Annotated in this window: 18 protein-coding genes; 10 read left to right on the top strand and 8 right to left on the bottom strand. The window is 69.0% G+C overall.

The features are described from left to right. Positions 1 to 7 precede the first annotated feature (7 nt). Positions 8 to 2,665, bottom strand: coding sequence for a S9 family peptidase (locus ACS5PN_RS19440; RefSeq protein WP_439466378.1), 2,658 nt, complete (start codon positions 2,663 to 2,665; stop codon positions 8 to 10). Between the two features lie 193 nt (positions 2,666 to 2,858). Between ACS5PN_RS19440 and ACS5PN_RS19435 the strand changes: the two genes are divergently transcribed. Next, positions 2,859 to 3,752 carry an alpha/beta hydrolase gene (locus tag ACS5PN_RS19435; protein ID WP_439465664.1) on the top strand — a complete coding sequence of 298 codons (894 nt, stop codon included), beginning with the start codon at positions 2,859 to 2,861 and terminating at the stop codon, positions 3,750 to 3,752. Positions 3,753 to 3,795: 43 nt separating this feature from the next. Here the strand turns inward: ACS5PN_RS19435 and ACS5PN_RS19430 are convergent, their stop codons facing one another. The 4 genes from ACS5PN_RS19430 to uvrA form a co-directional block, all read right to left on the bottom strand. Further along, positions 3,796 to 4,401: a PEP-CTERM sorting domain-containing protein gene (locus tag ACS5PN_RS19430; RefSeq protein ID WP_439465663.1), complete on the bottom strand. Its 606-nt coding sequence runs from the start codon at positions 4,399 to 4,401 to the stop codon at positions 3,796 to 3,798. 105 nt (positions 4,402 to 4,506) lie between these two features. Next, positions 4,507 to 4,890, bottom strand: a complete 384-nt coding sequence (locus ACS5PN_RS19425; RefSeq protein ID WP_439465662.1) for a hypothetical protein — start codon at positions 4,888 to 4,890, stop codon at positions 4,507 to 4,509. A 128-nt stretch (positions 4,891 to 5,018) separates the two neighbouring features. Next, the gene (locus ACS5PN_RS19420) at positions 5,019 to 5,411 is read right to left on the bottom strand and encodes a hypothetical protein (protein WP_439465661.1); all 393 of its coding nucleotides are present in this window, start codon (positions 5,409 to 5,411) and stop codon (positions 5,019 to 5,021) included. 13 nt (positions 5,412 to 5,424) lie between these two features. Continuing rightward, complete coding sequence (gene uvrA / locus ACS5PN_RS19415) at positions 5,425 to 11,058, bottom strand: excinuclease ABC subunit UvrA (protein ID WP_439465660.1); 5,634 nt, start codon at positions 11,056 to 11,058, stop codon at positions 5,425 to 5,427. Between the two features lie 218 nt (positions 11,059 to 11,276). Between uvrA and ACS5PN_RS19410 the strand changes: the two genes are divergently transcribed. Further along, the gene (locus ACS5PN_RS19410; RefSeq protein WP_439465659.1) at positions 11,277 to 11,789 is read left to right on the top strand and encodes a response regulator; all 513 of its coding nucleotides are present in this window, start codon (positions 11,277 to 11,279) and stop codon (positions 11,787 to 11,789) included. 165 nt (positions 11,790 to 11,954) lie between these two features. Here the strand turns inward: ACS5PN_RS19410 and ACS5PN_RS19405 are convergent, their stop codons facing one another. Next, positions 11,955 to 12,686, bottom strand: a complete 732-nt coding sequence (locus ACS5PN_RS19405) for a response regulator (protein ID WP_439465658.1) — start codon at positions 12,684 to 12,686, stop codon at positions 11,955 to 11,957. A gap of 132 nt (positions 12,687 to 12,818) precedes the next feature. Here ACS5PN_RS19405 and ACS5PN_RS19400 point away from each other — a divergent pair, with 132 nt between their 5' ends. The 6 genes from ACS5PN_RS19400 (at position 12,819) to ACS5PN_RS19375 (ending at position 20,900) form a co-directional block, all read left to right on the top strand. Further along, positions 12,819 to 13,016, top strand: a complete 198-nt coding sequence (locus ACS5PN_RS19400) for a hypothetical protein (RefSeq protein WP_439465657.1) — start codon at positions 12,819 to 12,821, stop codon at positions 13,014 to 13,016. A gap of 244 nt (positions 13,017 to 13,260) precedes the next feature. After that, positions 13,261 to 13,686 (top strand): globin family protein, encoded by a 426-nt coding sequence (locus tag ACS5PN_RS19395; protein WP_439465656.1) that lies wholly within the window; start codon positions 13,261 to 13,263, stop codon positions 13,684 to 13,686. A 49-nt stretch (positions 13,687 to 13,735) separates the two neighbouring features. After that, on the top strand, positions 13,736 to 15,727 hold the full coding sequence (locus ACS5PN_RS19390; RefSeq protein ID WP_439465655.1) for a hybrid sensor histidine kinase/response regulator: 1,992 nt from the start codon (positions 13,736 to 13,738) through the stop codon (positions 15,725 to 15,727). A gap of 43 nt (positions 15,728 to 15,770) precedes the next feature. Next, positions 15,771 to 16,721, top strand: coding sequence for a Bug family tripartite tricarboxylate transporter substrate binding protein (locus ACS5PN_RS19385; RefSeq protein ID WP_439465654.1), 951 nt, complete (start codon positions 15,771 to 15,773; stop codon positions 16,719 to 16,721). Positions 16,722 to 16,728: 7 nt separating this feature from the next. Next, a complete protein-coding gene (locus ACS5PN_RS19380) occupies positions 16,729 to 18,234 on the top strand; it encodes a malonate--CoA ligase (protein WP_439465653.1) in 1,506 nt (501 codons plus the stop codon). Positions 18,235 to 18,287: 53 nt separating this feature from the next. Beyond that, the gene (locus ACS5PN_RS19375; protein ID WP_439465652.1) at positions 18,288 to 20,900 is read left to right on the top strand and encodes a diguanylate cyclase domain-containing protein; all 2,613 of its coding nucleotides are present in this window, start codon (positions 18,288 to 18,290) and stop codon (positions 20,898 to 20,900) included. Here the strand turns inward: ACS5PN_RS19375 and ACS5PN_RS19370 are convergent. Then, positions 20,897 to 21,391, bottom strand: a complete 495-nt coding sequence (locus tag ACS5PN_RS19370; RefSeq protein WP_439465651.1) for a hypothetical protein — start codon at positions 21,389 to 21,391, stop codon at positions 20,897 to 20,899. The genes ACS5PN_RS19375 and ACS5PN_RS19370 overlap by 4 nt on opposite strands. A gap of 32 nt (positions 21,392 to 21,423) precedes the next feature. Then, the gene (locus ACS5PN_RS19365; protein ID WP_439465650.1) at positions 21,424 to 21,999 is read right to left on the bottom strand and encodes a hypothetical protein; all 576 of its coding nucleotides are present in this window, start codon (positions 21,997 to 21,999) and stop codon (positions 21,424 to 21,426) included. A gap of 103 nt (positions 22,000 to 22,102) precedes the next feature. Here ACS5PN_RS19365 and ACS5PN_RS19360 point away from each other — a divergent pair, with 103 nt between their 5' ends. Both ACS5PN_RS19360 and ACS5PN_RS19355 read left to right on the top strand, forming a co-directional pair. After that, positions 22,103 to 23,659: a methyl-accepting chemotaxis protein gene (locus ACS5PN_RS19360; RefSeq protein WP_439465649.1), complete on the top strand. Its 1,557-nt coding sequence runs from the start codon at positions 22,103 to 22,105 to the stop codon at positions 23,657 to 23,659. After that, positions 23,656 to 24,606 (top strand): 4-hydroxyproline epimerase, encoded by a 951-nt coding sequence (locus ACS5PN_RS19355; RefSeq protein WP_439465648.1) that lies wholly within the window; start codon positions 23,656 to 23,658, stop codon positions 24,604 to 24,606. The genes ACS5PN_RS19360 and ACS5PN_RS19355 overlap by 4 nt, the downstream gene beginning before the upstream one ends. The last annotated feature ends 90 nt before the right edge of the window (positions 24,607 to 24,696 follow it).

The raw sequence follows: 24,696 nt of genomic DNA, 5'->3' as shown, positions 1-24,696 counted from the left end.
GGTCAGCTCAAGGCGCGGCTCGCCCCAGGTTGCGCAGCCAGAAGGCCTCGTACTTGCGGTGCCAGCCGGCCGGCTTCACGACGCCGCCCAGGGCGTGCACGCCGTCCGGGTCGAGGTAAAGCTCCACCAGCGCATCCTTGCCCGAATCCAGCAGCTCGCGGTAGACGTTGACTGTGTCCTGGTAGAGCACATTGGGGTCCTGCATGCCGTGCACCAGCAGCAGCGGATGCTTGAGCCCTTTGGCCAGCGGCAACAGCGAGTATTTGCGCAGCACCGGCTTGGTCCGATCCGTCGCCTTGCCGATGGTGCGGCCGCTGTACCAGCTGTTGTAGTTCTCCCATTCCGTCGGGCCGGCACCGGCGATGCCGGCGGCGAAGACGTCGGGCCGCGTGTACATCGTGTACTGGGTCTGGAAGCCGCCGAAGCTCCAGCCGTTCAGGCCGATGCGGCGGGCGTCCACGCCGTATTGCGCGGGCAGCAGCTTGGCCAGGTCTTCCAGGTCCTCGGCCTGGGGCTCGCCGGCGCGTTCCCAGTTGGCATCGGAGAACTTGCGGCCGTAGTTGCTGTGGCCGCGCGGGTCCACGGCGACGGTCACATAGCCGTACTTCGCAGCCATGTACTGGCCGAACAGATAGGCCGTGTTCTGGAAGCTGTCGACCTCGACGATGTGGCGGTCATTCAGCGGGCCGCCATAGACATAGACGATGGCCGGGCGCTTGTCGCTGGCCTTCCAGCCGGCGGGCTTGAAGACATAGGCCTCGATGCGGTCGCCATGGCGGTTGGCGTAATTGAAGCGCTCGGGCTGCAGCAGCTTGAGCTGGGCCAGGGCCTTGTCGCTGCTGTCGGTCAGCGTCTTCGGCGCCGTCTTGCCGTCGGCGGCCAGCAGCTTGAGCTCGGGGCGCTGGGCCCAGTTGCCGGCATTGGCGGCCACCCAGCGGCCGTCTTCGGACGAGGTCGCCGCGCGGTGGTATTCGCCCGCGCCACCCAGGGCTTGCGTCGCGCCGCTGGCCAGGTCGACGCGCAGCACATTCATGGCCGCCGTGTCACCCTGGTTGGCCAGCACGAACATGGCCTTGCTGTCGGCCGTGAAGCCGACCACCTGGTTGGCCTCGAACTCGCCCTTGACCAGCGGACGCAGGGCCTTGCTCGCCACGTCGATGGCATAGGGCTGGCGCCAGCCGCCTTCGTCCAGCGTCAGCACCAGGGTCCTGGCGTCGGGCGTGAAGCGGGGCTTGAGGACATTGACGACCTCGTGGCCGACATCGCCGCGGCGCTCCAGCACCATCTCGGGCTTGGCGCTCTCGTCGGCGTTGCCCAGATACACGCGCAGCAGCTCCTTGTCGCGCTCCCAGGTCGTGAAGGCATAGCGGCTGCCATCGCGGGCCCAGGCCACGTCGCTCATCTCGAACCAGACGTCGCCGCCTGCGTTGGTGAACACCGGATCGGCCTGCTTGCGCGGCGCGGTGTCGCCCATCGGCACCTGGCGGATGTACAGCGCCAGCGGCTTCTCGCTGCGCTTGTCGTCCGACACCTCGCGGTTGACCTTCTTGGCCGTGGCCCAGCGCTCGCTGTAATTCATGATCTCGACCTGGCGGCCGGGCGGGGCCGGCTTGTCGTCGGCCGTCTTCAGCGGCGCCTTGGCCACGAGCGACATCCAGCGGCCATCCTCGCTGACGACGGTCTGGTCGATCTTGTATTTCTTCTGCTGCTCGTCGTCACCGTGGATGAGTTCGCGGTTGACGACCTGGATGCCGGCCTGCTTGAAGCTGGTGCGCAGCACGCGGGTGTCGTCGGTGAAAAGCGCGCCGCCGTCGTCGCCGGTGTAGGCCACCAGCTTCAGGTCGCGCTGGGTGGCGATCAGCGGCGTCGGCGCCTTTTCGTCGGCCTTCCAGCGGTAGAGGCCACCGCGGTACTGGAAGACCAGCTCGTCGACCTTGTGGGCCCAGACGAACTGGGCCGCACCGGGGTAGAGGTCGCTGGGCTTGAGCTTGTCGCGGGCCAGCTTCTTCTTCAGCTCGTCGCGCAGCTCCCAGGTTTCCTTCTCCTTGTCGTCCTTCTTGTCGGCGGTGGAGGCGGCTGACGCGGGTGCAGCGGCCGGCACCGGCTTGCCGGCGCGCCTGGCGGCCAGCGCGGCCATGGCCTGCTTCTCGGCCTCGGCATCGGCCTTGTCGGCGGCCTTCTGGGCGTCGTCCTTGGCCTTCTTCTCGGCCAGTTCCTTCTTCAGGATGGCGAGCTGGGCGTTCTCCCACTGCGACAGGTCGACCTTCTCGCCGCGCAGATAGGCCTGCTGCGCCACCTCGCGGGCCTGGCGCTCGGCGAATTCGTCGTTGCGCTGCTTGAGCTTCCTGTCGAAGCGCTCCAGGTCCTCGGGCGAGTCGAAGGCGGCCATGACCTGGGGCGAGGTGATGCGCGTCGTCTTGCCCGTCTTGGTGTCATGCACCCAGAGGTCGGTGCCCGGCTCGCCGAAGGGGCTCCACAGATAGGCCAGGTAGCGGCCGCTGCGACTGAAGGCGGCGTCCTTGGCGTTCTCGCCGCGATAGGGCTCGGCGCGGAAGATCTGCTCGAGGCTGGGAACGGCTGCGGCCGACGGCGTCTGGGCCTGCAGGGGGGCTGCGGCCGACAGGGTCAAGGCGAGGGCCAGACTGCCCAGGGCAGCGAAGGTCACGGGCTTCAAGGGGGTCTCCTGAATGAGGGCCTGTTGGCGCTATGGCAATGGGTCGATTGCCGCAGCACCCGCAAGCTCACCCCTAGGGTTAGGGGCGGCGAATTTTAGGGAAGGGACCGCACCTGCCCATTCGTCACGGCAGACATTTACTGTTGGCTGCCTCTTGCAACGATCAGCCCGACAGAGGAATTCGATGGCCATCCAGACCCAGCCCTTTCGTTTCGAACTCGACGGCACGACCCTGGCGGGCCTGCTGCATCTTCCGGTTGTCGGCGCCCCACGCGCCATGGCCGTGCTGACCGGCCCGCTGACCAGCGTCAAGGAACAGGCTGCCGGCGCCTATGCCCGAGCCCTGGCCGAACGCGGCATCGCGGCACTGGCCTTCGACCATCGCGGCTTTGGCGAAAGCGGCGGCCAGCCGCGTCAGGTCGAGAACCCGGTCGCCAAGGCCGAGGAGGTCAGCGCCGCCGCTGCCGCCCTGCGCGACACCCCGGGACTGGCCCGCCTGCCGCTGCTGGGCATCGGCGTTTGCGCCGGTGCCGGTTATATGGCCCGGGCCGTGGCCGACGACCTCCATTTCCAGGCCTATGGCGGCGTGGCGGGCTATTACAGCAACCCCTCGCCGCAAAGCCTGCAGGCCGCCGAACCTGCCTTGGCGCGCGCCCGTGCCGCTGACGCGCGCTGGCGAGAGACCGGCGAAGCGTCGACCATCCCGGCCGTTGCTCCTGAAGGCGGCGACGTGGGCATGCCCATGCGCGAGGCCTATGAGTACTACGGCACTCCGCGCGGCGCCGTGCCCGGCTATGTGAATGCCTATGCGCTGCAGTCCACGCTCCACACGGCTGGCTTCGACGCCGTCGGCGCCGCGCCGCGCATCCGCGTACCGGCCCTGGTCGTGCACTCAGAGCACGCGTTGGCGCCATCGCTGGCGCGCCGCTTCATCGCCGGCCTCGGAGGGCCTCACGGGGACCTGTGGCTGGCATCCATCGGCCAGATCGACTTCTACGACCAGCCCGCGCTGATCAACGCCGCCTGCGATGCGATGCTGGGCTTCTTCGAGAAGCAGGGCGTGCTTCCCGCGCCATGAAAAAGGCCGGCAAATGCCGGCCTTGTCGGGTCACGCCGGCGCTTCAGCGCGGCTGACGGCGGCGAGCCACCAGGCCCAGCAGGCCTGCACCCGCGAGCAGCAGCGCGTAGGACGAAGGCTCGGGCACCGGTGCCGTCGTGTTGCCGACCAAGCGGACCGCATCGATCTCTTCCCAGGCGTTCAGATCGTGGTCGCCGTTCACGTAGATCTTCAGGCCCACCGTCTTGAAGGCGGTCTGGTTCCAGCTGAGGCTGAAGTCAACCGGTGCACCCGCCACGCTGGTGTCCGTGCCGGTCCAGACGGTGTGCAGACCACCCTGCGCGTCGATGGCATCGACCTGGTAGACAAAGCCGTTGCCATAGGTCTCGCGGACGACCGCACCGGTCGAATAGGTCGGCGTGGCGAAGCCCAGGGACAGGAATTCCAGCGAACCGTTCTTGGGTGCGGCCGCCCAGGCAGTGCCGATGTCGCCATAGGCAAAGGTATCGGGTGCGCCCAGGGCCTGGGCAGCGGCCCAGGTTCCCGTGCCCCACTGGGTGGAAAAGCCGAGGACGGAAGAAGCCCATTCATCGGTCGCGGCGGCATGCGCGCTGCCCATGCTGGCCAACAGTGCGGCGGTGGCCAAAAGAAGCGGGGAACGAAGGCGCATGGTGAGGATTCGATGGGCGATGACGATGGGGCGCGTTTGTACCGGCGCGCACGGCGCTCCCTCAATCCCGCATTCAGGCGACAGCGCGACGGTCGATCCGCGTCGCTACTGGGGTAGCGGCTGGCCCGAGTGCACCGACTTGCGCCACAGTGCCACGCCCACATGGATGGCCAGGCCGAGGATCAGAAGCACCACCGCACCCAGCACCCAGACCACCCAGGCCAGCACCGTGACGCCGCTGGACAGCCACGGCAACGTACCCACGAGGGCTTGCAGCTGAGGCGTCAGCGTCTCGACCGTCGACACCAGCCAGTCCGCCACCACGGTGGGCAGCCAGTCCCTGAGCGAGTCCGGCAGGCTCCATCCTCCCGTGCCGACATGGCCCGCATGGGCCAGCAGGCCGGCGAGGAAGGAATGAATCGCCACCACCAGGCCCGACCACAGGGCCAACAGCAGCAAGACCAGCACCCAACCCACCAGGAACGCCATCACAACCTCCAGCCATCGAACGCCGCAGTGTGCGCGGCCCTGGCGAGGCCTGGAATAGGCCTGCGGCTCAATGAAGCTTCAGCAAAACCGAAGCTGGGCCTTCCCGCTCGCAACGGGAAGCGCCCCGCTCAAACCGACCTGACCTGAGCACCGACCAGGGTTGCGATCTTTGCCGCGGCAATGGACGCGTCGACATCGATCTTCGTGCTTCCCAGGTAGACGTTGACGCCCTCGGAAATCCGCAGCAGCACGGTCCATTCGTCCGGCCTGTCCTCGTCGATCGACCGCTCGACGTCCACCGACAGGACCTTGTCGAAGCTGCCCACGACCCTGCCCTCGCGAAGGACCAGTCGAAGGCGCTGATCCAGCAGCACCGACCGCCCCTTCCAATGGAACTCCACCCGGGAGTCCTCCAGCGGAACCAGGAACGCCTCGGCTGAACCTTGTACAGGCGCCAGGGAGCGCCAGAACGAGAGCCATCGCGTGCGCCATGAAGAAGGCTGGCGTTCAGACGAACTCATGCGCCGCTCCGGCTCAGCCCACCCGCGCCAGCACCGGCTTCAGCGCCACCCCCGTGTGGCTGCCGCTGGCCACCACCTGCTCCGGCGTGCCTTCGATGACGACGCGGCCACCCGCATCGCCGCCTTCCGGCCCGAGGTCCAGCACCCAGTCCGCCTCGGCGATGACGTCGAGGTCATGCTCAATGACGACGACGGAATGACCGCCCGCCACCAGGCGGTGCAGGACCCGGATCAGCTTCTCGACGTCAGCCATGTGCAGGCCCACGGTTGGCTCGTCCAGCACATAGAGCGTGTGCGGCGCCTTCTGGCCGCGGCGCGTGACGTCGTCGCGCACCTTGACCAGTTCGCTCACCAGCTTGATGCGCTGGGCCTCGCCGCCCGACAGCGTCGGCGAGGGCTGGCCCAGGGTCAGATAGCCCAGGCCGACGTCCTTCAGCAACTGCAGCGGGTGGGCGATGGAGGGCATGGAGGCGAAGAACTCCACGGCTTCGTCGACCTCCATGGCCAGCACGTCGCCGATGCTCTTGCCGCGCCAGCTGACGCCCAGGGTCTCGGGGTTGAAGCGCTGGCCATGGCATTGGTCGCAGGGCACCTTCACATCCGGCAGGAAGCTCATCTCGATGGTCTTCATGCCCTGGCCTTCACAGCCCGGGCAGCGGCCCACGCCGGTGTTGAAGCTGAAACGCGCCGGCGCATAGCCGCGCGCCTTGGACTCCAGCGTCTCGGCGAACAGCTTGCGGATGGCGTCCCAGAAGCCGATATACGTGGCCGGGCAGGAGCGCGGCGTCTTGCCGATGGGGGTCTGGTCGACCTCCAGCACGCGGTCCACCTGGGCATGGCCTTCGATGCCCTCGCAGCCCGCCCACTTCGTCGGAGCCTTCCTCAAAGGCACGGCGATGGCCATGTTGGCCAGCAAGACGTCACGCGCCAGCGTGGACTTGCCCGAGCCCGACACGCCCGTCACGGCCACGAGGCGGTGCAGGGGCACATCCACCGTCACGCCCTTGAGGTTGTGCAGGGCCGCATTCAGCACGGTCAGCTTGGGGGCGTCGGGATCGATGGCGCGGCGTTCCTGCAGCGGGTGGATCAGCGGATGGGCCAGCATGCGGCCCGTCGTCGATTCGGGCTGCAAGGCGAGCTGCGCCGCCGTGCCTTCGGCCACCACGCGGCCGCCGCGTTTGCCGGCGCCCGGGCCGATGTCGATGATGTGGTCGGCGCGGCGGATGGTGTCTTCATCATGCTCGACGACGACCAGGGTGTTGCCCTTGTCGCCCAGCGTGGACAGGGCCTTGAGCAGGATCTGGTTGTCGCGCGGGTGCAGGCCGATGGTGGGCTCGTCCAGCACATAGCAGACGCCCTGCAGATTGCTGCCGAGCTGGGCCGCCAGGCGGATGCGCTGGGCCTCGCCGCCCGACAACGTGGGCGCGGCGCGATCCAGGGTCAGATAGCCGAGGCCGACTTCTTCCAGGAACTCCAGCCGGCCCAGGATCTCGCTGACGACGTCGCGGGCGATGTCGGCATCGCGGCCCTGCAGGTCCAGGCCCTTCACCCATTCACGGGCTTCGCCGACGCTCCAGGCGGCGACGTCGCCGATGCCCTTGTCCTCGAACTCGACGGAGCGCGCCGTCGGGTTCAGCCGCGTGCCGTGGCAATCCGGGCAGACGGCGTCGGTCAGGCCTTCGACCTCGGCCTCCTCGGCCGGGAAGCTCTGCTCGCGGCCGCGGTTGTCATCACTCTGCACGCTGTCGTCCAGGGCCTTGCGCTGCTCGCGGGTCAGCGCCAGCCCGGTGCCGACGCAGCCGGTGCACCAGCCATGCTTGGAGTTGTAGGAGAACAGCCGCGGGTCCAGTTCGGGGTAGCTGGTGCCGCAGACCGGGCAGGCGCGCTTGGTCGAGAAGACCTTGACCGAGCCGACGCCGGCGCCGGTCGCGCCGCCTTCCACCGACAGACCGTCCAGAGGCGCCAGCAGATGCAGCACGCCCTTGCCGGCATCCAGGGCCTTGGCCAGCAGCTCGCGCAGTTCGGCCTCACGCTCGGGTTCGATGACGAGGTCGCCGACCGGCAGCTCCAGCGTGTGTTCCTTGAAGCGGTCGATGCGCGGCCAGGGCGAGGTGGGCAGGAATTCGCCGTCCACGCGCAGATGCGTGTGGCCGCGCCCCTTGGCCCATTTGGCGAGGTCGGTGTAGACGCCCTTGCGCGCGACCACCAGCGGCGCCAGCAGGCCGACGTGCTGGCCGCGGTAGTCGCGCATCAGTTGGGCGGCGATGGACTCGACGCTCTGCGGCCGCACCGGTGCGCCGTCGTTGACGCAATGCTGCACGCCCAGCTTCACATAGAGCAGGCGCAGGAAATGCCAGACCTCGGTCGTCGTCGCGACCGTGCTCTTGCGGCCGCCGCGCGACAGGCGCTGCTCGATGGCGACGGTGGGCGGGATGCCCCAGACCGCATCGACCTCGGGCCGGCCGGCCGGCTGCACGATGGAGCGGGCGTAGGCGTTCAGCGATTCAAGATAGCGGCGCTGGCCTTCATTGAACAGGATGTCGAAGGCCAGCGTGGACTTGCCCGAACCCGACACGCCGGTCACGACATTGAACTTGCCGCGCGGGATGTCGACGCTCAGTCCCTTCAGGTTGTGCTCGCGGGCGTTGACGATCTTGATGGCCTCGTCGGCCTGGCGGCGGGCCTTGATGAGTTGCTGCAGCGGCCGGCCTTCCTCCACGGCCATGGCCGGGCGGTCCATGTGCAGGGCGTAATCGCGCAGCGCCGCGGCGGTGTGCGAGGTGGCGTGCTTGGTGATGTCCTCGGGCGTGCCGACGCAGACCACCTCGCCTCCACCCTCCCCGCCTTCGGGGCCGAGGTCGATGAGCCAGTCGGCGGCACGGATGACGTCGAGGTTGTGCTCGATGACCAGCAGGGAATGGCCGGCCGTCAGCAGCTTGCGCAGGGCGCGCATCAGCTTGGCGATGTCGTCGAAGTGCAGGCCGGTTGTCGGCTCGTCGAACAGGAACAGCGTGCCCTTCTTGGCGACGCCGAAGCGCGGATTGGACGCCGCCTCGGCCAGGAAGCCGGCGAGCTTGAGGCGCTGGGCCTCGCCGCCCGACAGCGTCGGCACGGGCTGGCCCAGGCGCACATATTCCAGGCCGACGTCGACGATGGGCTGCAGCTTGGTCAGCACGGCGCGATGGTCGCTGAACAGGTTCACCGCTTCGGCGACCGTCAGCTCCAGCACGTCGGACACGCTCAGGTCGCGATCCTTCAGCGCGAGCTTCACGTCCAGCATCTCGGCGCGGAAGCGCTTGCCGTCGCAGTCCGGGCAGCGCAGATAGACGTCGCTGAGGAACTGCATCTCGACATGCTCGAAGCCCGAGCCGCCGCAGGTCGGGCAGCGGCCATCGCCAGCGTTGAAGCTGAACATGCTGGCGGTGTAGCTGCGCTCGCGCGCCAGCGGCGTATCCGCCATCAGTTTGCGGATCTCGTCCCAGGCACCGACATAGCTGGCCGGATTGGAGCGCGCCGTCTTGCCGATGGGCGACTGGTCGACAAACACCGCGTCCGCCAGATGGTCGGCGCCCAGCAGGCGCTCGTGGGCGCCGGGCGTCTCCGTGGCCTTGCCGAACTGGCGGGCCAGGGCCGGGTAGAGCACGTCCTGCATCAGCGTGCTCTTGCCCGAGCCCGACACGCCGGTGACGACGACCAGGCGCTGCAGCGGGAACTCGACCGACACATCCTTCAGGTTGTGCTCGCGCACGCCTTCGAGGATGAGCTTGGGCGTGGATTCGTCCACCAGGCGCTTCAGGCCCATGCCCACATGCCTGCGACCGCCCAGGTAGGCGCCGGTCAGCGTGTCAGCGGAGCGGATCTGCTCGGGCGTGCCGTCGAAGACGATCTGGCCGCCGCGCTCGCCGGGGCCGGGGCCCATGTCGATCAGGCGGTCGGCCGCCAGCATGACGGCCGGGTCGTGCTCGACGACAACCAGGGTGTTGCCGGCATCGCGCAGGCGCAGCATGGCCTGGTTGATGCGGCCCATGTCGCGGGGATGCAGGCCGATGCTGGGCTCGTCCAGCACGAACAGCGTGTTGACCAGCGAGGTCCCTAACGCCGTCGTCAGGTTGATGCGCTGCACCTCGCCGCCGGACAGGGTGCGGCTCTGGCGGTCCAGCGTCAGATAGCCCAGGCCGACATCGCAGAGATAGCGGCTGCGGTGGCGGATCTCGTCCAGCAGCAGCTTCAGCGCCTCGTCCAGCATGGTGCTGGGCAGTTGCAGGCCGTCGACGAAGTCGCGCAGGCGCTGGATGGGCAGCTGCATCAGGTCGTGCAGGGACAGTCCCGGCAGCGACTCGACCTGCTCAGGCGACCAGTCGACGCCGACAGGCAGGAAGCGTTGAACCGCCGGCAGGGCCGCATCGGCCAGCACCTTGCTGCCCACGCGCCACAGCAGTGCCTCGGTCTTCAGCCTGGCGCCGCGGCAGGCCGGGCACTCGGTATAGCTGCGGTATTTGGACAAGAGCACGCGGATATGCATCTTGTAGGCCTTGCTCTCCAGGTAGTCGAAGAAGCGCTTGACCCCGTACCACTGCTTGTTCCAGTTGCCGTTCCAGTTCGGCGTGCCGTTGATGACCCATTCGCGGTGGGCCGGGCTCAGCTCCTTCCACGGCGTGTCGCGCGGGATGCCAGCCTCGCCGGCGTACTTCAGCAGGTCGTCCTGGCAGTCCTTCCAGGCCGGCGTCTGCATCGGCTTGATGGCACCGTTGCGCAGGGTCTTGCGATCGTCCGGAATGACCAGGCCGAGGTCCACGCCGATGACGCGGCCGAAGCCACGGCAGCTGTCGCAGGCGCCGAAAGCCGAGTTGAAGGAGAACAGCGCCGGTTGCGGGTCTGCATAGCGGATGTCGCTTTCGGGACAGTGCAGGCCGGTGCTGAATCGCCAAAGTGTGGCGCCATCGTCACCGACGTGAACATTCACCCGACCCATGCCGCGCTTCAAACAGAGCTCGATGGCTTCCATGGCACGCTGCTTGTCAGCACCCTGGATGCGGAAGCGGTCGGCCACCACGTCCAACACTTTCTTACCCTCGACCTCGCGCTCGCCTTGCACGCGGGTGAAGCCACTGGCGGACAGCCATTGCTGCACCTGCTCGGCCGATGTGTTGCCAGGCAGCTCGACCGGGAAGCTCAGCACCATCCTGGGGTCCTGCTCAGCCTCGGCGCGGGCCATCAGCTCCACATAAATGCTCTGCGCCGTGTCATGCCTGACCGGCAGCGCCGTCTTGCGATCAAAAAGCTCGGCCGCACGGGCGTAAAGCAGCTTCAGATGGTCGTTGAGCTCCGTCATGGTGCCCACCGTGGAACGGCTGGTGCGCACAGGATTGGTCTGGTCGATGGCGATGGCCGGCGGCACGCCGTCCACCTTGTCGACTGCCGGGCGGTCCATGCGATCGAGGAATTGACGTGCGTAAGCGGAGAAAGTCTCCACATAGCGACGCTGGCCCTCGGCATAGAGGGTGTCGAACACCAAGCTGGACTTGCCCGAGCCGCTCGGGCCCGTCACAACCGTCAGCTCGGCCGTGCGCAGATCCAGGTCGAGGTTCTTGAGGTTGTGCTGGCGGGCACCTCGGATGCGGATCAGACCTTCAGACTCAGACGACATGGCGGGGGGCAAAACGACAAAGGCGAGCAGTGTAGGTAGCCGTGTTGACGAAAACTGTCAGCACGCGCGACGACAAGCGGTCGATTCAAGCGACATGAGCGGCTCAAGACTCACCGCATTTGTGGGGCATGCGGTTGCGCTGCGGCGCTCGCTGAGGCAACAATGGGTCACGGCCCCTCGGGGTCTCATAAGAACAAGCTGACACAAGGACATTGGGGATGGACAAGTCGACGTTGCCCGAGCCGGCACAGATGCTGGTTCCGCTGTGGCTCAATGCCGCTTCCGACGGTGCAGGCGTTGACGCGCCGGAACCCGGCGAAGGCAGCGCCGCGCGGGGCCAACGGCAAGCCCAGGTCCTGCTGGTCGAAGACAACCACATCAACCAGGTTGTCGCCCTCGAATTCCTTGCGCTGATGGGCGTCCAGGCCCGCCTGGCCAAGAACGGCCTCGAAGCCCTGGCCGCCTGCGCCGAATCCGCACCTGACCTCGTGCTGATGGACATCCAGATGCCCGGCATGGACGGCCTGGAATGCGCCCGCCGCATCCGCGCCCAGCAGCGCGAAGGCAAGCTGCCCAACTTCCCCATCCTCGCGTTGACGGCCCACGCGCTGGACGCCGACGTCGCCGCCAGCCTCGAGGCCGGCATGGACGAGCACCTGACCAAGCCGCTGGACTTCGCCGCGTTGCGCACCCGGCTGCAGCGTTGGCTCAAGCTGCCGATGGCTAGCTAGCCCCTCGTCCAGCACGCCGCGCTGAACGCAGGCGCGCTAGCCGGTCCCCCGAGGGGACGGCGATGCTTGCCGGATTGACCGTCAAGCACATCGCCCTAGGCGGGCCGGCTAGGGGCGGCCCGTCGCTCCCCGGCTTGCCGGGTCGACCGGCAAGCACTCATCAATTCAATTCGGCGCGGCTGGAACGTAGACGTAGCCGACGTTTCTGACTGTCTTGATGACTTCAGGCTTGTCGGGGTTGCGTTCGACCTTGCGTCGCAGGCGCATGACGCGCAGGTCGATGCTGCGGTCGAAGACGTCCCAGCCGCGGTTGTGGGCCTGTTCCATGATCTGGTCGCGGTTCAGCGGCCGGTTGGGGTGACGCGCAAACAGGGCCAGCAGGTCGAACTCGGCCGCCGTGATGTCGATCTCCTCACCCGCCGCGCCGAACAGCTTGCGCTGGGCCATGTCCAGTGAACAGGGGCCGAAGGCAATGCGCTCGGGATCGGCGCTCACCGGCGCCGGTGCGGCCGTGACCTGCAGGCGGCGCAGCACGGCACGCACACGGGCCAGCAGTTCGCGCAGCTCGAAGGGTTTGGCGATGTAGTCATCGGCTCCCACCTCCAGGCCGACGATGCGGTCGATGGCCTCGCCGGCCGTCGTCAGCATGACCAGGCCCAGGCGCGGGTGGCTCTCGCGCAGGGCGCGCGCCAGCGACAGGCCGTTCTCGCCCGGCATGTTGATGTCGAGCACGGCCACATCGGGCACCCGCTCGGCAACACGGGCACGGGCGTCCGCCGCGTTTTCGGCCTGCATGACCGTGAAGCCATTGCGGCCGAAGTACTCGGCCAGCAGTGCGCGCAGTTCGGGCTCGTCGTCGACGAGCAGCACGGTGGTCGGGGCGGAGGTGTCTGACATGGCCACGAATCATAGGCAGGCGCCGCCGGCCGCGGCGGAATGCTGAAACAAACGCAACACAAGCGGCGGGCGATGAAGCAGCGCTGAAACCGGCGCCTTCCACAGTAGCGGCACCGAACACCGGAGACCGCCATGAACTACCGCAGCGACAACCCCTCGACCGACTGGCCGGACACCATGGTCGCCATCTACCGCAGCGAGGCCTTCGCCGAGGACCTCGACGACCTGCCCGCGCCGCCGCCCCCGGCCTGGCACCCCCTGGAACGCCTCGTCGCGGCCCTGCCGCTGCTGTGCGTCTTCGCCCCCGTCTTTGATGCGTACATGAAATAGCCCCTCGCCCGGTCTCGTCCCGCTGGACGCGGACGAGCCCAGTCGGGACCACGCTGCGGCCAGAGGCCGCAGCGCTTCGGCAGGCACGGCGAGTCCTCAGGACTCACCGTGTCCGGCCAAAGCCCCCGAGGGGACGGCGATGCGTGCAGCTTCGAGCCGCACGCACATCGCCCCACGCGGGCCGGCTAGGGAGCGGCCCGGCGCTCGGCCCGCAAGCCCCCGTCCAACGAAAGCACCAATCACCATGACCCCCGAACAGATCCAGCTCATCCGCGACAGCTTCGAACCCCTCAAGCCCCTGGCCCCTACCGTGGCCGAGGCCTTCTATGCCCAGCTGTTCGCCCGTGACCCGGCCCTGCGCGTCCTCTTCCGCGGTGGCGACATGGGCGAGCAGGGTGCCCGCCTGATGCAGATGCTGTCCGCCGCCATCGATCTGCTGGACCGCCCGCATTCGCTGACGCCCGTGCTGCTCAAGCTCGGCCAGCGCCATGCCGGCTACGGCGTCGTCGAGGCCCATTACGCCAGCGTCGGCGCGGCCCTGCTGGACACGCTGTCGGCCGGCCTGGGCCAGGGCTTCACGGCCGAGGTGCGCGACGCCTGGACGACGATGTACGGGCACGTTGCCAGGACCATGCAGGAGGGGGCCTCCACCGAGGCCCTGGCGGCCTGAGCGTCACTATCATCGGCCGCGCCTAGGGAGAGGCCCAGGAGCGAGCCGAATGACAGAAACCTTGCACTTCCACCCCGCGCCGGACGCCGGCGTGGGCGAACTCGGCAGCGTGCTGCAGGCGACGCTGCCGCTGCTGTCGCAGCTGCTGGAAGCCGTGCCGGCCCGTGTCGTCGTCATCGACCTCAACGAGCGCTTCGTCTGGGCCAACCACGAGTTCTTCAAGTTCACCGGCCTGCATCCCAAGCAGGTGCTGAACCAGCCCATCGCCCGCATCCTCGGTGACGCGGCCTATGCCAGCTACGCCGCCGTGCGCCAGCGCCTGGCCACGGGCCAGACCGTCGCCTGGGAGGGCTGGACCGAACTCGCCGGCGTGGGCCGGCGCTATATGCGTGAGCACCTGGTGCCGGTGGACGTGCGCGACGGCGTGCCCCAGGCCACCGTGGCCATCAGCCTGGACCTGACCGAGCTGAAGCAGCGCGACGCGGAGCTGTCGGCCAAGGTCGCGCAGCTGGAAGCCACCGAGGCGCTGAAGTCCTCCATCTTCGACAACGCCATGGCCGCTCTGGTCTCCACCGACGAGACCGGTCATGTCGTCGAGTTCAACCCCGCGGCGGCGGCCATGTTCGGCATCGCGCGCGAGCAGGCCATCGGCCGCTCGGTGGCCGACGTGATGATCCCGCCGCGGCTGCGCGCCGCGCATGGCGCCGGCATGGCCCGGGTGACGGCTGGCGGCGAGCAGCGCGTCATGGGCCGCCGCGTCGAGATGCCGGCCCTGCGCGCCGACGGCAGCGAATTCCCGGTCGAGATGCTGCTGTGGCGCACCGACGTGGCCGGCCAGGCTTTCTACACGGCATCGTTTTTCGACCTGTCGGAACGCCAGACCGCCCAGGGCGAGATCGAGCGCCAGCGCGAGGCCCTGCGCCAGAGCGAGAAGCTGACCGCCATGGGCAGCCTGCTGGCCGGTGTCGCCCATGAGCTGAACAACCCACTGTCCATCGTCATGGGTCGGGCCGCCCTGCTGGCCGAAAAGATGGCCGGCGACCCGCGCGCCGCCGACGCCCAGCGCATCCACGAGGCCGCCGAGCGCTGCGGCCGCATCGTGCGCACCTTCCTGAACATGGCGCGCAGCCGCCCGGCCAACCGCAGCGAGGTGGCGCTGAACGACCTCGCCACGGCCGCCGTCGACATGCTGGGCTATGTGCTGCGCAGCCATGGCATTGCCGTCACGCTGGACCTGCTGCCCGGCCTGCCGCCCGTCAAGGCCGACGCCGACCAGATCGGCCAGATCGTCCTCAACCTCATCGTCAACGCCCAGCAGGCCCTGGGGGCGCGCGACAACGGCCGCCGCCTGACCGTCTCCACCGGGCTGGCGCCCATGACCGACGGCGACCGCCGCCGCGTGCCGCGCGTCTGGCTGCGCGTGCGCGACAACGGCCCCGGCATCGAGCCCGAATTGCACGAACGCATCTTCGAACCCTTCTTCACGACCAAGGTCGAAGGCGTGGGCACCGGCCTGGGCCTGGCCGTGTCGCGCTCGATTGCCCGCGACCACGGCGGCGAACTGACGCTGCAGGACGACGGCAGCGGGGCCTGCTTCTGCCTGCAGATGCCGGTCAGCGGGGAACCGGAAGCCAGCGAGGCCGAGCCTTCGCCCCTGCCTGCCGCCGACGAATGCAGCGCCCGCGTGCTGATCGTCGACGACGAGGCAGAGATTGCCGAGCTGATCGGCGAGATGTTGTCGGGCGCCGGCTACGAGGTCATGACGGCCGAGTCCGGCGCGGTGGCCCTGGCCATGCTGGCCGAGGCGCGCTTCGACGCCATCGTCAGCGACCTGCACATGCCCGACATCGATGGCGCCCAGCTGTGGCGCGAGGTCAAGGCCAGCCAGCCGACATTGGCGCGGCGCATGCTCTTCGTCACCGGCGACACCTTGTCGCCCATCGCGCGCCAGTTCCTCAGCGAGGCGCGCTGCGACAGCCTCAACAAGCCCTTCTCCAAGCAGGAGCTGCTCGGCCGCGTGACAGCCCTGCTGAGGCCCTGAGCTTCCCGATAATCCGGCGCACAACGACGACGGAGACAAGCTCATGAAGCGACGCACGCTGCTGCCCGCGCTGCTCAGCCCCTGGCTGGCCCAGGCCCAGGGCGGCAAGCCTCAGGTCTGGATCGTGCCTTTCCCGGCCGGCGGCGGCACCGACGCCTTCGCCCGGCCGCTGACGGCGCAGCTGACGCGCCAGCTGGGCCGCCAGGTCCTCATCGACAACAAGGGCGGTGCCGGCGGCACCGTCGGCGCCACCATCGCGGCCAAGCTGCCTGCCGACGGCAACAACTTCTTCATGGGCGCCGTCCACCACACCATCGCGCCGTCCATGTACCCGCGGCTGGACTACCGGCTGGAAGACGACTTCATCCCCGTCGCCCTGCTGGCCAGCGTGCCCCAGGTCATCGTCGTGCACCCGGGCCAGGTGCCTGTCGGTGATCTCAAGGGCCTGCTGGCCACCGTGCGCGCCAAGCCGGGCCGGCTGAACTACGCCTCGGCCGGCAATGGCACCTCCCACCATCTGGCGGGCGAGCTGTTCAAGCTCAACACCAAGACCTTCATCACCCACATTCCCTACCGCGGCGCCGGCCCCGCCCTGCAGGACCTGATCGCCGGCCAGGTCGACCTGATGTTCGACGGCCTGGGCTCCTCGGCCACCCACATCAAGGGCGGCCGCATCAAGGCCCTGGCCGTGGCGGCGCCCAGGCGCGCCGTCGGCTTCCCCGATGTGCCGACCGCCGCCGAGGCCGGTGTGCCGGGCTACGAGGTCTCGACCTGGTATGGCCTGTGGGCGCCCAAGGGCACGCCGCGCGAGGTCGTGGGCAGCATGCAGGCCGAACTGCGCAAGGCTTTCGCGACCGATGACATCCGCAACATCTGGCATGGCCTGGGCGCCGAAACGCCCAATCTCTATGGCGACGCCTTCGGGCAATTCGTCAGCGCCGAGATGAAGCGCTGGGCGGAAGTCGTCAAGCGCTCCGGCACCAAGATGGATTGAGCCGACCATGAACCTCTACTCGGCTCTGCGCGCCGGTTTCCCGGCCGATCTCGACGCCACCGCCATCGACCATGACGGCGCCCTCTACCGCTGGCGCGACCTGGACAACGGCAGCGCCATGCTGGCCAACTGGCTGCACAAGCTGGAGCTGCCGGCCGGCAGCCGCGTCGCCGTGCATACCGACAAGAGCGTCGAAGGCCTGATGCTCTACCTGGCCGTGCTGCGCGCCGGTTTCGTCTATCTGCCGCTGAACCCGGCCTATCACGCGGCCGAGCTGGAGCATTTCATCAGCGACGCCGCGCCGGGCGTCGTCGTCTGTTCGGGCCAGCACTTCGGCTGGGTCAGCAAGCTGGCCTTCCAGCGCGGCGTGCGCTGGGTCTTCACGCTGAACGACGACCGCACGGGCACCCTGCTCGATCGCGCGGCCCAGATGCCGCTCGCCCACGAACCCGTCGAGCGCGCCGACAGCGACCTGGCCGCCATCCTCTACACCAGCGGCACCACCGGGCGCAGCAAGGGCGCCATGCTCAGCCACGGCAATCTGCTGTCCAACGCCCGAACACTGAAGGACTATTGGGATTGGCAACCCGACGACGTGCTGCTGCACGCCCTGCCCATCTTCCACGTCCACGGCCTGTTCGTCGCCTCGCATGGCGCGCTGCTGAACGGCAGCAGGATGCTGTGGTTCAACAAGTTCGAGGCCGGTGCCGTCGCACGCCGCCTGCCCGAGGCCACCGTCTTCATGGGTGTGCCCACCCTCTATGTGAGGCTGCTGCACGAGAAGACGCTCGAGACCCAAAACATCCGCCTCTTCATCAGCGGCTCGGCGCCCCTGCTCATCGAGACCTGGCGCGACTGGCAGGACCGCACCGGCCACCTCATCCTGGAGCGCTACGGCATGAGCGAAACGCTGATGCTGACGTCCAACCCCTGCCGCCCCGAGGAGGGTGAGCGCATCGGTGGCACCGTCGGCCCGGCCCTGCCCGGCGTCGGCCTGCGCATCGTCAACGACGACGGCGAGGCCTGCGCCGTCGACGAGATCGGCCATGTGCAGGTGTGCGGCCCCAATGTGTTCAGCGGCTACTGGCAGATGCCCGAGAAGACGGCCGAAGAGTTCACGGCCGACGGCTGGTTCAAGACCGGCGACGTCGGCCGCGTCGACGCGAAGGGCTATCTGACGCTGATCGGCCGCAGCAAGGACCTCATCATCAGCGGCGGCTTCAATGTCTACCCGGCCGAGATCGAGGGCTTCCTGAACGAGCTGCCCGGCGTGGGCGAATCGGCCGTCATCGGCGTGCCGCATCCGGACTTCGGCGAGGCCGTCGTCGCCGTCGTCACGCCGGCCGGCCAGCCCGATCCCGAGGCGCTGATCCAGGCCCTGAAGGACCGCATCGCCGGCTTCAAGGTGCCCAAGCGCATCCTCGTCGCGGCCGAGCTGCCACGCAACGCCATGGGCAAGGTGCAGAAGAAGCTGCTGCGCGAACAACACGCCGGGCTGTTCTGCGAGAAATAGCACCGCACGCGGCCGGGGCTGCAGCGCAAAATGAGCCGCAACCCCTGCCCCCGATGAGCGACGCCAACCCGCCCGCCGAGCCCCTGCGCCAGGCACGCCGCCGCCGCTGGCGCGAGCGCGCCCTGCTGCTGGCGCCCACCCTGGCCTTTGGCTCCGTCGTGCTGACCATCTGGGCCGTGGTGGGCTGGTATGCCGTCGAAAAGCCGCGCGAGCTGCTGGCCCAGCAGCGCCAGGAGCTCTCCACCGGCGTGCGTGCCGTCGCCATGCAGACCGAACCGGTGCTGCGCCAGGCCGAGAGCGCCCTGCGTGTCGTCGACCTGTGGCTGATGACGCGGCGCGGTGACCGGCCGCTGGCCGACGCCATGCTGCGCCAGTTCGTCGACAGCGTGCGCAGCGGCTCACGCCATCTGGTCGACATCGTCCTGGTGTCGCCCACGGGCAAGGTGCGCCGGCTGCAGGCGGGCACCGACGACGACGATGCCAGCATTGCCGGCACCGCGGCCTTCGGCGAGATCGCTGGGCTGGTGCCCGAAGGCATTTCCCTGGGCCTGCCGCTGCGCCTGGGCGGCCGCGCCGATGACGGTCGGCTGCGGCTGCCGCTGCTGATGCGGCTGTCGCGGCCGCTGGACGACTACGAGTTCGTCATGGCCACCATCGACCTGCAGCGCCTGCACGACGCCCAGGCCCTGTTCGTGCAGGTGCCGCCGGCCTCCCTGGTCATGCTGCGCGCCGACGGCCTGGCCCTGTCGCGCCGCCCCGAAGTGCCGGGCTTCGTCGGCCGCAACATCTTCGAGCAGTTCCCGGCCGCGCGCCGCGATCTCAATGGCGTCGAAGGCTTCTACACCAGCAGCGGCGCGACCACCGACGGCCGCCTGCGCGTTGGCGCCTTCGTCACCCTGCCCGATTACCACCTCAAGCTGATGCTGTCCGGCACCGAGGAGGATGTGCTGCTGCCCTTCTCGCGCCAGCGCAGCGCGGTGCTGGCCGCCGCCGCCCTGGCCACGCTCGGCCTGGTGCTGCTGGCCCGCTGGCTCGGCCAGCTGCAGCGCGCCGCGCGGCTGCGCGAGGCGACGCTGCAGACCACCAGCAATGCCATGCCCCTGGGCCTGTTCCGCACCGACGAGACCGGCCGCATCGTCTATGTGAACGACAGCTATCTGCGCGTGCACGGCCTCAAGCGCGAGGAGGTCGAATGGGGCTGGACGACGCTGGTGCAGCCCGAGCAGCGCGACATGCTGATCCAGCGCTGGAAGCACCAGATGGCCACCGGCGAGCCCATCGACATGGTGCGCAAGATGAAGCGCGGCGACGACGGCCGCATCCGCTGGATCGCGGTGCGCACGGCGCCGCTGTATTTCGACGGCAAGGTGGCGGGCCAGTCAGGCACCGTCGAGGACGTGACCGAACGCGGTGAGCAGGAGAAGGCCCGCAAGACGCTGGCGGCGATCTTTGACATGACGCCCGACTTCGTCTGCCAGGCCACCGAGCAGGGCGTGGTGACCTACCTCAACCCGGCCGCCCGCGCCCGCCTGGGCATGGCCGCGGATGCGCCGCTGGACAACGCCCACATCACCGACTATTTCTCGGCCGAACAGCTCGCCCAGTACGAGAAGTTCGTGCTGCCAGAGGCCATGCGCCAGGGCCACTGGCGCGGCCGCGCCAGCGTGCAGCTGGGCAGCACGCGCGTGCCGGTGGACTGCCTCATCATCATGCACCGCGACGTGCGCGGCCGCATCGAGACCATCTCCGTCATCCTGCGCGACATGTCGGAGCAGGTGCGCGCCCAGCGCGAGCGCGAGCGCAGCGAGGCCATGCTGCTGGCCGTCGCCCACACGGCGCGGGCCCAGTTCCTCGTCGGCGACACCGAGGGCCGCGTGATCTTCTTCAATGCCGCTTTCGAGGAGCAGCGCCGCGTCCAGCTCAAGGACTGGGTGGGCCGGCCGTTGGCCGATCTGTTCGGCGCCCAGTGCTACACGTGCCGCGAGCCGCTGATCGCCGCCGCCCTGGCCGGCGAGACGCGCCGCCTGGACATCACCGACGGCAACGAGCGCGATGGCCGCCGCTTCGACGTGCAGTACGCGCCGCTGCGCGTGCAGAGCGGCGACATCGAAGGCCTGATCGCCATCGAGGTCGACGTGACCGAGGCCCGCCGCGAGGAGGCCCGGCTGCGCCTGGCCTCGCAGACCGACGCCCTGACGCAGCTGCTCAACCGTGCCGGCTTCGAGGAAGGCGCCCGCGACCAGCTGGCCGGCGTCGCGGGCCAGCGCCTGGCCCTGCTCTACCTCGACCTGGACAAGTTCAAGCCCGTCAACGACCAGCACGGCCACCCGACCGGCGATGCGCTCTTGAAGGCCGTCGCCCTGCGCCTGCGCCACGCGCTGCGCCCCAACGACCTGGCGGCCCGCCTGGGCGGCGACGAGTTCGCCGTGCTGCTGCCGCAGATCCACGAGGTCCATGCCGCGGCGGCCGTGTCGGCCAAGCTGCTGCAGGCCATCAGCGCGCCGTATCACATCGGCGAACTGGAGCTGGAGATCGGCGTCAGCATCGGCTACTGCGTCGCCACGACGGGTGAGGTCACCCTGGAGCAACTGGTGGAGAAGGCCGATGCCAGCCTGTATGAAGCCAAGCGCGCCGGGCGTGGCTGCTACCGGGGCACGGAACTCTAGGCGGCGACGCCGTTCTTGATCTCGCCCAGGGCCATCTGCAGCACCCGCGCGTCGCTGCTGGCACGGTGGCGGGTCAGGCGCTGGCGCTGGCGCACGACGTCGACAACGCCGCGCCAGCGCAGGGCCTCGGCCTCGTTGAGCAGGCCGCGCAGATCGTCCAGCTTGAAGCGCAGCGCCAGGCCGGCGGCGTCATAGAGGCGGGACAGCCAGGAATAGTCCTGGCCCCAGCCATCGCAGTAGACGGTCTGGCCGGCCAGGCGGGTGTTGAGCTGCTCGGCCATCCAGCGCACCGACTTGCCATGGCGCAGCAACAGCTCCCGGCTGATGCCGTGCAAGGCCTCGGCGCTGGCGTCCCAGTGCTGCCACTCGGGCTCGGGCACGATGAGGCCGCAGAACAACGCGCCCTCGCCACTGCAGAAGCCGATCTCGATGGGATAGCTGCCACGGCCAAAGCCCGAGGCTTCGATGTCGAGAATGGCCGGCAGCTGCATGCTGCCGAGTATGAATCGGCCGGATGCGGAAGTTACACAGGGTTGTCGATCACCTGCTCGCTCTCGAACAGCTGCAGCGCCGCGCGCCCGACCTGGCGCGTATCCCAATAGGCATAGGCGCCGACACCGGCCGCCCCCACCAGCGGTACCCAGCGCGACAGCGCCCGGCTGGCGGCCTTCTTGCCCAGGTGCACGCCGACCGCCTCGGCCACGCGTTGCAGCAGCAGTTGCGCCGCCGGGCGCACGACCACGCGCTCGCCGACCCGCACGCCCAGATCGCGCAGCGCCTGAGCCGCCGTGTGGCGGAACAGGCACCACAGCATCTGCGCGGGGCCGAGCTCGGCACTGCGCCCGTAGATGGCGGCGATGTCGGCCACCAGCTGGCGCTGGATATGCCAGACGGCCAGCATCTCCGGCGCAATCGTGGCCCAGCCCAGCGGACCGGGCGGCAGGGCCAGCGTGCCCGCGGCCAGGCCCGCCTTGGTGGCAGCACCCTCAATGGCACGCGTTGCCGCATCCCGCGGCCGCGCGGCCGGCGCGCAGTCCGCCAGCGGCGGTTCCGCCACCAACGCGAGAACTTTTTCACCCAGATTGCCAGTGACAGCCATGACCGTTCCGCCTTACGCTGCACCGCGGCGTCGCGATGCGAGGCCACAGGATGACACAAGACCGCCCTTTCGAGCCGACTCGTCCGCCTCCGGGAGCAACAGCATGCGATTTCTGAATGACCTGCGTATCGGTCGCCGCCTCGGGCTCGCCTTCGCACTGTCCATCATGTTCAGCGTGTTGCTGGCCGGCTATGCCCGGACCCAGCTGCACCAGATCAACGCGGCGCTGGAGCTGATGGTGGAGGACCGCATGGTCAAGGTCCAGCAGCTCGAGGCCATCAAGGACCATGTCAACGAGATCGCGCAATCGGTGCGCGACCTCGTCATGCTGGCCGACGAGGCCGGCAAGAAGAAGGAGCTGGCCGACGTGACGGCCGCGCGCACGCAGATCGTCGCGCTGGAGAAGAAGCTGGAAGGCATCCAGGACAGCCAGGGCCGCGCCCTGCTGGCCGCCGCCGCGCAGGCGCATGCGCCCTACGACGCCTCCATCCAGCGCGTCATCGATCTTGGCATGAAGAACGAGACCGACGCCGCACGCGAGCTGCTGCTGACGGACACCCGCACCCACCAGGGCAAGTATTTCGCGGCCCTGGAGGCGCTGGTGGAATTCCAGAAGGCCTTGATGCACGAGTCGGCCAAGGCCACCGATGACAAGGTCGACTTCGCCGCGGTCGCCGTACTGGTGGCGGCTGCGTTGGCCGTGGCTGTGGGCGCGGCCCTGGCGCTGCTGATCACGCGCTCCGTCGTCAACCCCATCGACCAGGCCGTGACCGCCGCGCAGACCGTCGCCTCCGGCGACCTGCGCCTGCGCCTGGACACCAGCCGCAAGGACGAGCCCGGCCAGCTGCTGTGCGCGCTGCAGAAGATGAACGACGCGCTCGTGACCGTCGTCGGCACGGTGCGCGGCAATGCCGACAGCGTGGCCACGGCCAGCGGCCAGATCGCCGAGGGCAATGCCAGCCTCAGCCAGCGCACCGAGGAGCAGGCCAGCAGCCTGGAGGAGACGGCCGCCTCCATGGAGGAGTTGAGCGCGACCGTGAAGCACAACACCGACACGGCCCGCCAGGCCGCGCAGATGGCCGACAGCGCGGCGCGCGTGGCGGAGGCCGGTGGCCAGGTCATGGGGCAGGTCGTCAGCACCATGGACCAGATCACGACCAGCTCGCGCAAGATCGCCGACATCATCGGCACCATCGACGCCATTGCCTTCCAGACCAATATCCTGGCCCTGAACGCCGCCGTGGAGGCAGCCCGTGCCGGTGAGCAGGGCCGCGGTTTCGCCGTCGTGGCAGGCGAGGTGCGCACGCTGGCGACACGCAGCGCCGAGGCGGCGCGCGAGATCAAGTCGCTGATCGGCGCCAGCGTCGAGCGCGTCGACGCCGGCAACAAGCTGGTCGGCGAGGCCGGCCGCACGGTCGACGACGTCGTGACCCAGGTCCGGCGCGTGGCCGACCTCATCAGCGAGATCAGCGCGGCCAGCGGCGAACAGAGCAAGGGCATCGGCCAGATCGGCGAGGCCGTCAACCAGCTCGACCAGGTCACCCAGCAGAACGCCGCCCTGGTGGAGGAGAGTGCTGCGGCAGCCGAGAGCCTGCAGCACCAGGCCCGCCAGCTGGCCGAGACGGTGGCGGCCTTCAAGCTGGACGCCGCGACGACATGAAACGCATCCAGATCATCGACTCCCACACCGGCGGCGAGCCGACCCGCGTCGTCATCGACGGCTTTCCCGATCTGGGCGGTGGCCCCATGGCCGAGAGGCGAGAGCGCCTCGCCCGGGAACACGACGCGTATCGCCGCGCCACGCTGCTGGAGCCGCGCGGCAGCGAGGTGCTGGTCGGCGCCCTGCTCTGCACGCCGCAGGATCCCGCCCACACGGCCGGCGTCATCTTCTTCAACAACGCCGGCTACCTCGGCATGTGCGGCCACGGCACCATCGGCCTCATCGCGACGCTGCGGCACCTGGGGCGCATCGAAGCCGGGGAACACGTCATCGAGACGCCGGTCGGCAACGTGCGCGCGACCCTGCACCAGGACGGCCGGGTCAGCGTGCGCAATGTGCCGGCCTATCGCCTGGCTGCGGGCGTCAGCGTGACGCTGCAGACACCAACGGGAGGCCAGACCGTCACGGGCGACATCGCCTGGGGCGGCAACTGGTTCTTTCTCTGCGCCGACCATGGCCAGGCCGTGGCGCCCGCGCACGTGAACGCCCTGACCGACTATGCGGCCATGGTGGGCGAGGCCCTGCACGCCCAGGGCCACCGCGGCAGCGACGGCGCTGTCATCGACCACATCGAGCTGTTCGCCGATGTCGACCCCGCCCTGGCCGACTCGCGCAGCTTCGTGCTCTGCCCGGGCCGCCAGTACGACCGCTCGCCCTGCGGCACCGGCACCAGTGCCAAGCTGGCCTGCCTGGCCGCCTCGGGCAAGCTGGCGGCCGGCGAGGTCTGGCGCCAGGCCAGTGTCATCGGCAGCGTCTTCGAGGCCTGGTACGAAATGGATGCGGCCAGCATCGTGCCCACCATCCGCGGCCAGGCCTTCATCAGCGCGGAGGCGACGCTGCTGATCGCGCCAGATGACCCGTTCGGCTGGGGCCTGCCTGCAAGCTAGGGAGATTCACCCTCGCTATCGAGGGCATTGACACTTTGAAAAGACAGGGCGGCGGCCGTGGCGGCAGACTTGCGACAAGTCCATCGAGAC

Source organism: Roseateles sp. NT4 (genome assembly GCF_051857475.1).
Taxonomy (GTDB): domain Bacteria; phylum Pseudomonadota; class Gammaproteobacteria; order Burkholderiales; family Burkholderiaceae_C; genus Pelomonas.
This window is presented reverse-complemented; position numbering and strand designations above follow the sequence as displayed.